The 12,602-nt window shown below is 31.2% G+C and carries 12 protein-coding genes and 1 pseudogene; 2 read left to right on the top strand and 11 right to left on the bottom strand.

Features of this window, described 5'->3' with window-relative positions; genetic code table 11:
- Positions 1 to 22: 22 nt before the first annotated feature.
- Entirely contained in the window at positions 23 to 1,399 is a 1,377-nt protein-coding gene (locus tag JFU20_RS28215; RefSeq protein WP_201039167.1) for a sensor histidine kinase, read from the bottom strand.
- Positions 1,392 to 2,039, bottom strand: a complete 648-nt coding sequence (locus JFU20_RS28210) for a response regulator transcription factor (protein WP_201039166.1) — start codon at positions 2,037 to 2,039, stop codon at positions 1,392 to 1,394. The genes JFU20_RS28215 and JFU20_RS28210 overlap by 8 nt, the downstream gene beginning before the upstream one ends.
- 121 nt (positions 2,040 to 2,160) lie before the next feature.
- On the opposite strand from JFU20_RS28210, the gene JFU20_RS28205 reads away from it, so the two are divergent.
- Complete coding sequence (locus JFU20_RS28205; RefSeq protein WP_201039165.1) at positions 2,161 to 2,577, top strand: hypothetical protein; 417 nt, start codon at positions 2,161 to 2,163, stop codon at positions 2,575 to 2,577.
- 52 nt (positions 2,578 to 2,629) lie between these two features.
- On the opposite strand, the gene JFU20_RS28200 is transcribed toward JFU20_RS28205, so the two are convergent.
- From JFU20_RS28200 to JFU20_RS28175, 6 genes are all read right to left on the bottom strand, one after another.
- Complete coding sequence (locus JFU20_RS28200) at positions 2,630 to 3,136, bottom strand: DinB family protein (RefSeq protein WP_201039164.1); 507 nt, start codon at positions 3,134 to 3,136, stop codon at positions 2,630 to 2,632.
- 98 nt (positions 3,137 to 3,234) lie between these two features.
- Positions 3,235 to 3,693 (bottom strand): GNAT family N-acetyltransferase, encoded by a 459-nt coding sequence (locus JFU20_RS28195; RefSeq protein ID WP_201039247.1) that lies wholly within the window; start codon positions 3,691 to 3,693, stop codon positions 3,235 to 3,237.
- Between the two features lie 97 nt (positions 3,694 to 3,790).
- On the bottom strand, positions 3,791 to 4,465 hold the full coding sequence (locus JFU20_RS28190; protein ID WP_201039163.1) for an HAD family hydrolase: 675 nt from the start codon (positions 4,463 to 4,465) through the stop codon (positions 3,791 to 3,793).
- A gap of 29 nt (positions 4,466 to 4,494) precedes the next feature.
- Positions 4,495 to 5,196 carry a 5'-methylthioadenosine/adenosylhomocysteine nucleosidase gene (locus JFU20_RS28185; protein WP_201039162.1) on the bottom strand — a complete coding sequence of 234 codons (702 nt, stop codon included), beginning with the start codon at positions 5,194 to 5,196 and terminating at the stop codon, positions 4,495 to 4,497.
- Positions 5,197 to 5,209: 13 nt separating this feature from the next.
- Complete coding sequence (locus JFU20_RS28180; RefSeq protein ID WP_201039161.1) at positions 5,210 to 6,835, bottom strand: M3 family metallopeptidase; 1,626 nt, start codon at positions 6,833 to 6,835, stop codon at positions 5,210 to 5,212.
- Positions 6,836 to 7,114: 279 nt separating this feature from the next.
- Positions 7,115 to 7,975 carry a DegV family protein gene (locus JFU20_RS28175; RefSeq protein WP_002165603.1) on the bottom strand — a complete coding sequence of 287 codons (861 nt, stop codon included), beginning with the start codon at positions 7,973 to 7,975 and terminating at the stop codon, positions 7,115 to 7,117.
- A 225-nt stretch (positions 7,976 to 8,200) separates the two neighbouring features.
- On the opposite strand from JFU20_RS28175, the gene JFU20_RS28170 reads away from it, so the two are divergent.
- The gene (locus tag JFU20_RS28170) at positions 8,201 to 8,632 is read left to right on the top strand and encodes a GNAT family N-acetyltransferase (protein WP_002165602.1); all 432 of its coding nucleotides are present in this window, start codon (positions 8,201 to 8,203) and stop codon (positions 8,630 to 8,632) included.
- A 363-nt stretch (positions 8,633 to 8,995) separates the two neighbouring features.
- On the opposite strand, the gene JFU20_RS28165 is transcribed toward JFU20_RS28170, so the two are convergent.
- The 3 genes and pseudogenes from JFU20_RS28165 to JFU20_RS28155 form a co-directional block, all read right to left on the bottom strand.
- Complete coding sequence (locus JFU20_RS28165) at positions 8,996 to 10,285, bottom strand: BC_2427 family protein (protein WP_201039160.1); 1,290 nt, start codon at positions 10,283 to 10,285, stop codon at positions 8,996 to 8,998.
- A 128-nt stretch (positions 10,286 to 10,413) separates the two neighbouring features.
- Complete coding sequence (locus JFU20_RS28160) at positions 10,414 to 11,109, bottom strand: CsxC family protein (RefSeq protein WP_002013348.1); 696 nt, start codon at positions 11,107 to 11,109, stop codon at positions 10,414 to 10,416.
- A gap of 591 nt (positions 11,110 to 11,700) precedes the next feature.
- Positions 11,701 to 12,479: pseudogene (locus JFU20_RS28155) on the bottom strand (GNAT family N-acetyltransferase).
- Positions 12,480 to 12,602: the final 123 nt, after the last annotated feature.

Below are 12,602 nucleotides of genomic sequence, written 5' to 3'. Positions count from 1 at the left end.
AAAGAAAAGGAACTAATAACAATTAGTTCCTTTCTATATACATATAAAATTGTATTTCTCCATCTTCTACCGAAACTCCGTATTCAAAACCATGTCTTTCTAATATACTTTTTACAATCGCTAATCCTAATCCAGTACCTGATTTTTCTTTACTGCGAGAAGATTCTAATACGTAAAAAGGCTCCCAAATTTTATCTATCCCTTTAATTACCTCAGCAGCAATACCATTTTGAATTTGAAAATACACAATGCAATTTTTCTCTTCTAATGTGATTTTTATATTTTGATTCGTTGTATATTTTATCGCATTAGAGATTAAATTTTGAAAGACCATTCTCATTTTATTTAAATCAGCATAAACAATCGCGTCACCAGCATTATAGTTCACTTGCAACTTGATTTCTTTCGAATCCAGTTCAATTTTATGCTTATCTATTATACTTTGGACTAGTGGTTCAATAGGGAATTCTTCTTTTTGTAAAATATCTCTTTCTAGTTTAGAAAATCGCAATAACTCTTCAATTAAATTTGAAATTTGATCTGTTTGTTTAATGATTGTATCAACATATGTGCCATCATCTAAACCATCTTTTATTCCCATAGAATATGCTTTTACTAATGCGATTGGTGTTTTTAATTCATGAGTTACATCGCCCATAAATCGTTTTAAGTGGTCATTTCGATCTGTTAAATCTTGATGTGCTTCATGTAATTTATCACTCATAATGTTTATACTATTTGCTAAATCACCTATTTCATCATTCGTTTTAACTTTCGTCCGTTTAAATTTCAGACGTGAAATATCTTCTGCGACATCACTCAATTCATTCAGTGGTGTAGTGATTGTTTTTGAAAAAATCCAGACGAGCACGATAATAAGAAATAGTGAGAATCCCAAAATGTATAAATAAAATGAGTTAAGCGTTTTAATTACTTCATTGGAATGTGCGATAGAAACTCCTACTAAAATCAACATATCATCTTTCGCAATGTATTTCGCAAAAAAACTAGATTTTATCTTTTCTTGATCATATATTTTATTCGATTGTCCGAGGTTCTTCACTTTCGTAATTTCTTCTTTTGTAATCCAAAGTTTATTCAATGCAACTCTCTTTTTTGTAAGTTGCATGCGTAATTCTTCATTAATAGCATCTTCTGAACTATTTATTGATGTATACGCAATCGTAACATTACCTTCATTTTCAATATGATTTATAGCATCATCCAGTTCTTTACGCGGTATTGACTGGATTTGCGCTGTAATACCTTCTAAGCTTTCGCGTGTTTTGTGCACATTATATTTTGGTAAAAAATAGTTAATTACTAATAAAGAGATGGCAAAAATAAGGATGACTGTTAAAGAGATGCTGAAAAATAACTTTTTACCGAGTTTATTCACACTCTTCCTCCAAACTGTATCCTAAACCGCGATGTGTCTTTATAATATTTTCTCCTATTTTTTTACGTAATCTTCTTACATGTGTATCAACCGTTCGCTCTTCCCCAAAATAATCAAATCCCCAGACGATATCTAACAACTTTTTCCTCGTTAAAATCGTGCCTTTATGATTTAAAAAGCACTTTATTAATTGCAATTCTGTCTTTGTAATGTCTAATTCTTTCTCATTTTTATATACTTTATTTTTGATGAAATCTATTTTCAAATCTTGAACTTGAATAACATCTTCATGCTGTACAAGTTTTTTCGCTCGCGTAATTAGCACTCCTGGATGAAATGGTTTTTTCACATACTCATCTGCCCCGCTTTGAAGAGCTGCTAATTCATCTTCACTTTCACTTTTCGCAGTAAGCATTAATACTTTTACACTCGAATTCTTTTTTATTTCCTGACAGACAGTAATACCACTACTTTTCGGCATCATCCAGTCTAAAACAGCTAAGTCAATTTTCTCATCATAAAATATTTGAAGTGCTTCCTCTCCATCTTTTGCTACTAAAACTTCGAAGCCTTCTTTTTCAAAATACGCTTTTAAAATTTTCAGCATATCTTGTTCATCATCCGCGATTAATACTTTCATTACATTTCCTCCATTACTTATAAACAAATATCAATTTTATCATACAACTTCTTTGTTACATCACTGTGACATAAAAATATTTACAACGTTTGAGGGTATAGTAAGTGTGAGGTGTTGTTTCATGTTCAAAAAAATAGGAGTCATTACTCTTCTCTTCTTTTTATTATCAACAAATGCGTTCGCAAATACAAATAAACAAATTGAAGTATTTGATTGTAAAAAAGAAATGGTGGTCCAAAAACAATCTTTAGATTCAACCATTCAAAAAGAAGCAGTTCAATATGTAAAATCAATTACTGGTCCATTTAAAAACTTAAATGTCGTTCCGAAAGATGGTCATATGATAAAAATCCCGTTATCAAAACCTGTTCCTATTACAAATCAATGGTTACATACAACAATCGATGAAGTACTCATCCTTCTCCCACTTAATGAAAAACCTTATATTATGCTTTACGATGATGAGAATAATCCGCATTTTTATTATGTAAAAGGTGATCCGAAGGTTTTATTGAAACAAATGAATGTTAAATTATAATTAATTAAAGAAAGATCCCACAAGTATCATTCGCGGGATCTTTCTTTATCAGTTAACAAGTTGATTTTTTAATATGATTTTCATTTAAAAAATTCACAATCTGCCTTTTGTGATGGTTATCGTGATCTACGAATTCCTTAATAATATATATAAGAGAATACGGCGTTCCAGTATGAGGACAATGCGATACTCCATTGGCAGTTAAATGTTCCTTTAGCTTTCCAATAGACAGTCGGTGAAGCTCTTGAACAAGTAAATCTCTTTTAGCTTTTGCTTCTTCAAGAAGTTTTATCTTAGATATACCTGATTTTGCATAATTAGAGGCTAGTTTATTATATGTATCAAAGTCAGGGAACTCCATTCCCTGTCCATCTCTCACTGATGATAATGTCTCACGTAAAAGATAGTCACCCCAGTTCATAATATGAGATACGATCTCACCAACAGTCCATTTCCCCTCTGATATTGGTGTCATCCACAATTCTTCTCTCATACCTTTCAATGCATTTATCCAAATTGAATATTCATTGAAATCATTAATAATTTTATTTTCTCCCATCATCTAATTCCCCATTCTAATAATAGATTTAAATAAATCATACCATAAATCTACATAAAATAGAACGAACGTTCCGTGGAAGAACAAATAATAATTCACTACATCCTTTTATCTAAGTTTAGATAATGGCTCGTTCCTACATACATTGTTCCTTTCACAAATCCACTCGAAGTATAAAATTGATCCCCCTGTTTAGTATCTGTATGTAAGACAACAATAGTAAAATAGATTTTTGCATCGCTTAAGATTCTCCCTAATAGTAACCTTCCTAATCCTTTCCGCCGGTAATCTTTTGCAATATAAAATCTCCTTAATCGACCAATCTTATTATTTTTCGTATACGGATCTTGATTTAATCCTCCAATTCCAATTAACGTATCACCTCGAAAAATGCCATATAAACATTCGCCCGTTTTACTAAATGTATTTCTTTTACTTTCATATTCATTTATTAGTTTTATTAAGAAGTTAAATCCCTCTTTTGTACTTTCTTGAATAAGGTGATTAATCTCATATTTAAACAAATCTTCAATCTGCTTAATTTGTATATCTTCCAGCTTAATCCCCCACTTTCTCTATCCAAATGTATCTTTTTGAAAAATAAAAATGCCCAAGAATATATTATCCTGAGCATTCATTTGAATGTGAACTTATTCATTTTGTTATGTACGTATTCTTCAATTCTGGTAATATCCCCTTCAGTTCCATTAAATCATCAATTACTAAATCAGCATGAGCAAGCTCATCTTCTTGTGCAAAATCAAAATTACATCCAATCGCAATTAAACCATTATCTTTTGCCGCATTAATATCCGATAAACGATCCCCAACTACCGCTGCCTCTTTTATATCATACTTCTTCAAAATACCTTTAACTAAGTCACCTTTATTTAGCGAGTGTATTTGTTCAATACTGAATGTTTCCGTAACCCATTGGTCTAAATCATAATAAGATACGATTGCCTGTAAATATTCCGTTAAACCATTACTAGCAATGTAAACAGAACAATTATTTTCTTTTATAAAACTAAAAACTTCCTTTACATTCGGATATAAAGCACCATTTCCGCTCTTTATATTTGCAATTAGTCTTTCTAAAAAATATGCATCTGTTTGTTCCCTTACTTCATTAGAATGATTAGGTAATAAAGCTTCCCAAACTTTAGGTAAAGGTACACCCATAATTTCACGATATTTATCAATTGGTGTTATCGTATTCCATAATTGTAGTGACCGTAAATGATCAAATGTATCATCTAGTGATAACTCTAAAATTTTATCTGTTTGAAATAAAGTTCCATCCATATCGAAAATTAGTGCTTGTAACATGATATTCTCTCCCATTCTTTACTTATGAACTACAATACAGCTTTAATCGAAATATTTTTAAGCATCTCAACAATAATTTCTGAGCAATAATTCGCTGCGGTTTTCGCAAAATCATCATATGAAACTTGCGCTGAATCATCTGCACTGTCAGAAATGCATCTCAAAACGAGAAACGGTATGTCATTTATATAAGCAACATGTCCAATTGCTGCCCCTTCCATTTCTGTACAATGAGGTACATATTCAGTGACTAATTGCTCCTTTAATTTTGAATCCTCGACGAAGCATTCTCCGCTGACGATTCTTCCTTCATGAACAGTAATATTTAAACTACTACTATTAACAGCTTTTCGGGCTAAATCTCTTAATTCCTTGCTTGCATGAAACGCTTCTTGAAACGGAAATAGATTCTTCATTTGATTTTTATTAACATCATGATGCGTAACATTTGTAGAAATAACTAGATCGCCAATTTTCACATCCGGATGTAATCCACCCGCAACACCTGTATTAATGATAGAATCCACATCAAATTTATTAATTAAAATTTGTGTACATGCGGCAGCATTTACCTTTCCTACACCACATCGCGTAATAATAATTTCTGTATCCATGAAGTTTCCTTTATAAAAAGGTATTCCCGCAATAGTATGTTCCTCTTTAATAAGTAGTTTTTCTAATAGTAAGTCTATTTCGATTTGCATTGCTCCGATAATACCGATTCTGTTCATGTATGTAGTCCCCTTAATTAATTTGCAAATATTCATCAATATCTTTATGAATTTGCATAAAAGCTTTATTCCAAAATTCATACTCTGTTAGATCAATATCAAAATGTTTTTTCATCAATTCTTCAACTGGGGCCTTTCCTGTTTCTCGTAAAAACTCTTTATACCTCAAATGAAATGCATTTTTATTTTTATTTTCCTTTGCTATTTCAATTAAACTAAAACTCGCTAAATACCCAAATGTATATGGATAATTGTAAAAAGGAACGTCTGCTATATAAAACTGAACGTATTTCATCCAAACAAACGGCTGATATTCTGTTAGTTCATTCCCGTATGCCTTTTCTTGCGCGGCTATAGATAATTTCTCAATTTCATCAGCACTTAAAGGACCTTCCTTGCATTCTTCATAAAACTTCTTCTCAAACTGAAACGATGCACGAATTGCCATAACATAATTAAAACTATTTCTTATTTTCCAGCTAAGCAATGACTTTTTCATCTCTACATAATCTGTTGTTTGAATTAAATAATTCATGATTACCGTTTCAAAGAAAATAGACGCTGATTCAGCTGTACTCATTGGCAAATAATCATCTAAAAATGAAGTAGATTGTTCAAGACTCATAACATAAAAATGCCAAGCGTGTCCCAGTTCATGAGCAAGTACTCTTACACTATCAATTGTTCCATCATAACGAAGCGAAATGCGAGATTCTTTTTCACTGAAAAAAGGAGCACAAAATCCACCCGGCGGTTTATTATCTCTCGGTTCAGCATCGATCCAGCCATTCGCTATTGCATTCTGTGCGAACTGTGCCAATTCTTCATCTATATTTTTTAGTGCATCATATATGTTTTTTACTGCTACCGAAAAAGGAATAACAGTCTCATTACTTTCTTTCCATGTCATTAGCTCGTACCATGTAATTGAATTCTTTCCTTTTTTATAACTGTTTAACGCAATTACTAGCTTCGTAAGATTTTGTTCCGTTGCATTCCACATTTGGGATAATGCAGTTTCAGAGATGCCATTTGCTTGTAGTGATTGTTTTAAAATCTCTGTCCCTTCCATTTCATCACTTTTAGCATGACGTAATCTTCCTATTTGATTCAATACAGTAGCAAAGATATCTTTTTCCTTATTCAAAGCATTTGTAAGAGAATCAAATACTATTAATCTTTCATTATGATCATCACTATTCATCGCAACGTAATTTGCTTGTCCAAATGATAAAGTCTCTTTATCGTGTATTACTTCTATTTTATTTCTTAATTGTGTATACATATCTTCCCGAGCTTTTAATTCATTTTCTATTAGTTTAATACTTGAATGATTTGTATTAACACTTTGTCCCTTACTAGATTCTATTAATAGTTGAACTTCTTTCTTTAATTGATTTACTTTTACACTTAGTAAAGTATTTTCAGGATGCTTCTCATCTTCAGCAGCACGGCAATATAAGTAATACTCTGCTTTTTCGATAGCCTGTATAAGTTGTGAAAGGATTACTGAGTCTTTTGTTGCTTTATATTCAATTTTTAATCTTTCTATCGTTTCTATAGAAAACGTGAAGTTTTGTTCTTGAGGATATAGCCTGTCCAAATCCCATTGAGATTGGGCTTGTATTATTTTATTCATTTTGCACCTCCTTTTTTTACAAATAGTTACAAAAATCTACTCTTTTCACTATTATATATGAACTATCAAAATTTTAATATCTTGAAATGTTCAAACTTATATGAATGTAATTTGATATTTCATTTTCTATTTCTTCCTATACGAAATTCGTATTTTGTGATTCCTTCCCATACAGAACCATTAATGCGTGGTTACTAACTAATATAAAATTACATATTTTTCATCCGCATAAAACAATTATATTAGAATTAAAAAAGGATTGATCAAAAGATCAATCCTTTACTCTACTTCATTTAAGAAAAATAATGTTAACGCACCTGGTCCTGTATGCGCTCCGATTGCTGCTCCAATTGTATTTACGATAAATACTTCACAGCCGAATCTTTCAGTAATTAATGCTTTTAATGCTTCGGCAGTTTCTAAATCATCACCGTGAGTCATACCGATTGTTTGACCTTTAAGGTCTTTCCCGCGCTCTTCCATAATATCAACAATTCGGCTTAATACTTTCTTTTTCCCTCTTACCTTTTCAAGTGGTACAAGTTTTCCTTCATCCACATTTAAAATTGGCTTAATGTTTAATAAACCACCGATGAAACCGGCTACTTTACTTAAACGTCCACCTCTAACAAGGTACTGTAAGTCAGCTACAGTGAAGATATGTTCCATATGCTCCATTAGAAAAGCGACACGGTTTAATATTTCTTCTTTTGATGCGCCCGCTTTTGCCATTTTTGCAGCCTCTAATACGACAATACCCTGACCGAGTGAGGCACATTTTGTATCGATAATTTCTAAATCTAAATCAGTGTATGTTTCTTTCACTTCTTTTTTAATGAGAACTGACGATTGATATGTACCAGACAATTCAGATGAAAAGGCTAAATATATACAAGGGTTACCTTCTTTTGCATAGGAAACAAATTTTTCTTGAAATGTTTCAAGTGAAGGCAATGACGTTTTATAAACTGCGCCTTCTCTCATTTTTTGCAGTAATGTAACTGATTTTAATGTAACCCCATCTAAATACTCTGTTTCTGCTTCATCATATACACGGAGTGGAATTAAATCTATATCATATGCTTGCAGCAATTCTACCGGTAAATCCGCCGCACTATCCGTAATGATTTTAACGCCCATTTTTAAACCTCTATTCTGTTATAAATATATAAAAAAATAAAATAAAAATATTACTTTTAAATTATATACGTAAAACTTAAATGAAGAAAGGAAAAGACTTTATATTGTATGCACTATTCTTCAAAACTTGAACTGCAAATAAAAATGATTTCATTTTAACCTCTTTTTACAAGTTATTACACTGTGTATAATGAGAATATTACATTTTTCTGAGGGAGGATACATATGAATATTCGACTAGCTACATATAATGATTTAGAATGGGTTAATAATCATTATGAATCGATAGGATTTGTACCAAGTGATTTAACACGAGACACAGTTGCGATCATTACATATAACAACGAGTATGCAGGTGTTGGACGTTTAGTCCAAATAGATGAAGGTACTATTGAAATGGGTGGAATTTTTATTCTCCCTAAATTTAGAGGTCTACAATTAGCTGGGCAACTCGTTTCATTTTTAGTACAAACTGCAAAAAAATTACAAATACTAAATGTGTATTGTCTTCCTTTCGAGGAACTAGAAAACTTTTATAAAAAATATGGCTATACTGAAGTCGATACTACGAAAGAAGTTGTCCACCCAATTATTCTAAAAAAATATAATTGGTGTTTGGAAAATTACGATAAACATGTTTTACTATTTAAGTTGTGAGTTTTGTAAAAAAGGAGTCAATGCACTTTGTATTACACATCAGATTATACAAGCAATTATCTGTGAATTAGCTTCTTTATTCAAACAACATATACACCACATTTTATACCCGTTTTTAATAAGTGTTAGCAAGTTCGTTGACAAACTTGTTAGCACCTTTTTAAAACTTAAACCTGAAGAAATTCATACAATTAAGTAACTATCCTAGCTAGCAATAATATCATCCTTCATAAATATTAAAATGAATTCATTGAGGATAAACCGTTTGGAGGATATTCTATAGCACTGAATGATTTACAAAAGATTACGCACTGATACGCTACGAATAAAATTAATGAGCTAATCAAGGGAATATAATCATTTTTATGTAATTCGCACTTGTACTTCCTGTTCTTGTATCACTTGAATGATTAATTCCAATACAATATTTTGTACTAACTGATACACATTATCATGAAATGTACTTTGTTCTGATATGTATTCAATACATTGATATATATATCCTTCTACCAATAAGCTCCCTTTTTCAACTGTAAATTTATTTTGTCCATTCTTTTTTACTTTTGGTACTAAAAATTCGGTTTTTGTCAAAACAATCTCCTGTTCCACCTCTTTTATTCCTATGACTTTTTCTGTAAATACCACTTTTTCTCGTAAACTAATTTCACCTTTATATCTTCCTATTTCTATTGGTAGTCTGGCTGTTAGATAATTACTTACTTCTCCCCCATTTTCACTCTCTAATATTATGCTGTGAATAGGAATCCATGAAGATGTCTCTACCTTATTCTCTTCATTATTCCCTTTAACTTTTTGATTATATAATTCAACAAGCACTCTCTTTTCATGAAGATTTAAAGAAACTAATTTACAATAAGCCTCCGAATGATACTGTTGCACTGTAGTTAATAACTTAGAATCTAATTCACGCCCCTCCGCATCTTTTTCATTTCGAAATACAAATGCATCTTGATTTTTCACATTTATTTTTGGAAACACTTTAAAGCTAGACACTTCTGAAATAATAGAAAATGGCGTTTTCACTACCATTGAATGCACTGAAGTCTCTATTTTTGATCCTAAACCTATACTTTCTCTCTTTGATTCAGTTTCTTCACTTTTTTTCTCTGATTCATTTGCTACTTCTACTTTCTCTAATCCAATCACTTTATTTTCTTTTGCTGGTTCAGTCTCTTCACTTTCTTTGTTTGATTCAATTGCTATTTCTTCTTTCTCTAATTCTCTTTCTTCATATTCTTTTACTGATTCAATTTTCACCTCTTCTTCCTCTAATCCAATCGCTTTATTTTCTTTTGTTAATCCAGTTTTTTCACTCTCTTTCTCTATTCCAATTACTTTATCTTCTTTTTTTGACTCTGTTTCTTTACTTTCTTTCTCTATCCCCATTGCTTTATCTTCTTTTTTTGACTCTGTTTCTTTACTTTCTTTCTCTATTCCCATTGCTTTATCTTCTTTTTTTGACTCTGTTTCTTTACTTTCTTTCTCTATTCCCATTGCTTTATCTTCTTTTTTTGACTCTGTTTCTTTACTTTCCTTTTTTTCTCTTATTTCGCGCGAATCATCTTGAACATTCAGCATTTTCCATTTGTAAACTTTGTTCCATATTTCCTTACCAACCCATGGCTTATTCATCACCATCCCCCCATCTGATGAAATTCATAAAAATATGCTTTTTGTACGCGACCATTCCATCATTATATATGTTTTATAATAATAAAAAAGACATTGTCTTTTTTATTAAAGACAATGCTTTTTTAGTCTTATACTTGTACTTGTTGTACTTGTAAAACTTTTAAAGTAAGATCTAGTACAATTTTTTCACGAAGAGTTCCAAATGGCTCGTTTAATTCTGTTGGACAAGGTGAAAAGTCTAATTCGAAAAATTGTGCGCTTACTAATTCACAATATGGTTGTTCATTATAAAAAACTGTATTTTCGAAGAAGTATTTGTCTAAACGTGGTAAATCACCATTTTTAGGATTAATAAAGTGAGATGTAGTATCTGAGGAAGAAGCTACTACAGCTTGTGATAGAAAATCAGCTGCTGTTAAATCTGCAAAACCAGAAAATGGAACATTTGCAATACGATCATATAGCACTCCATTACACTCATCATTTGCATATTCAATATTTTTACGAATATATCCTTGTACAAATAATTTTGCTCTTGTAACTCGGCGGTAATTTGTACCTGGTACTGGAGTAAATGCTACAGGAACTAACTTACATTGTGTTAAAAATACATTTTTTAACACACGTTTAATCTCAGTTGCTGGAGGATCTAATGAAATATCAGATTCTACAACAATTTGAATTGTTCTTTCTGCTAATACAACTGGTATTTTTACAATCGGTGTTCCTGGAGTAAGAATTGGTGTTGCAGCTGCATCACTTAATGGCGTTTGAGTTTGTCCATCTACCTGACATGGTACATTAATTGGGCATTGTTCGCTCATATTTTATAATCTCCTTTATACAATATTTTGGAGTTTTTTAACTCTCTATACTGTATATGTATCTCTTCTATTAATGCGTGGGTTTGTATAATAGTTACTTTCATCATTTACAAAAAATAGCAAATTTTTTGTTAGTTAAACACACATAACTTAATATATTAAGCCTTTATGATTATCTACCTATATAAAAAGAGAATTTCTGAACCCTCATCGTGGAAGTAGGAACTGATGTGTTAATTATATTCACTAGTAATAGAAGAAAACTCAATATTAGTATCACTCTACTGTTGAAAAAATAAAAACCGACTAAAAAAAGTCGGTTTTTATACCCAAATTTTTGCGGAATCCCTTCATCCTTATCATTAATATCATTGTTTTATTCTCAAATTTTTCACTAAAATTTATCAACTCTTCTTAGGAAACCAATCTTGTCGTCATTCTTTTCCCTTAAATTCCTTTATTAACATTTCTTTTAATACCTTTTTATCTTTGGATAGTTTAGTTTTTGTTTGCAATTATAAAAAATAAGACTACTAAACGTTAATTTACTAGTCTTATGACGTTGTACAATCCGTACACGCTCCTATTCATTCACTTATTATTTACAAAATAAGTATCATATGCCTTATCAAAAACATACCCTAGCTTTTCTGCTAATTTGACAGAAGTACTATTCGCTGCGTCCCAGTTTGGATACCTCCCCTTTTCTAAACAATCCAATATTAAGGTCGCACAAACTACAGTTGCCAATCCCTTTCTTCTATGATCAAGATCAGTAGCAACTTCAATTTCAATACCATCATTATAAATACTATATGATGATGCACCGCATACGACTTCTCCATTATACAAAATGCTATAACCTATACCTCGATTTACATAATCATCTATTGATCGAAATTGACTTGTAAAATCTTCAGAAACGTTGTGTAATGTTGGATTATTTGCGATATGCTCATCTATTTTTCTTAATTCATATCCTTTTGGAAGTGCAGTTATAAAAGATTGTAATTTTGAGCGATTAAACACTTCTGCATTTCTTTTAAATTTATATCGTAAAAACTTATCTATTTTTCTTTCATGGAATGTTTCTAAACGCTTTTTCCATTGATCACTATTTACGATTACTAAAATTCTTTCAGGGATGTTACGTAATAACTCTTCTGTCTCTTCTGTCTCTTTTGCATTTGGATCCCCAGCGTAAAATGTGAAAATCCCTACCGTAATTTGCGCTACTGTCGGGTTTTCAAGATCGTTCACCCAGGCATTGCCCATATGTCCTTGTAAATAAGAAAGTAGAACAACATTATTAAAATCCTCGAACATAGAAACTAATTTTTTCTTGTATGTATTTTTGCCTCATATATCATTTACATTCCCGCTTTCTTTAAAATCAACTAGACTCAACATTTTCATGAGTTAACTTTTATTAGTATTCTTATACACACTTATTTATTATCTAAGTAAATGTCTATGAAACTCAACTCTAAAAT

The sequence above is a fragment of the Bacillus sp. TH30 genome, from assembly GCF_016650875.1.
Lineage (GTDB): Bacteria > Bacillota > Bacilli > Bacillales > Bacillaceae_G > Bacillus_A > Bacillus_A mycoides.
Note: the sequence above shows the minus strand (reverse complement) of the source record. Positions and strands in the feature narration are given on the sequence as shown.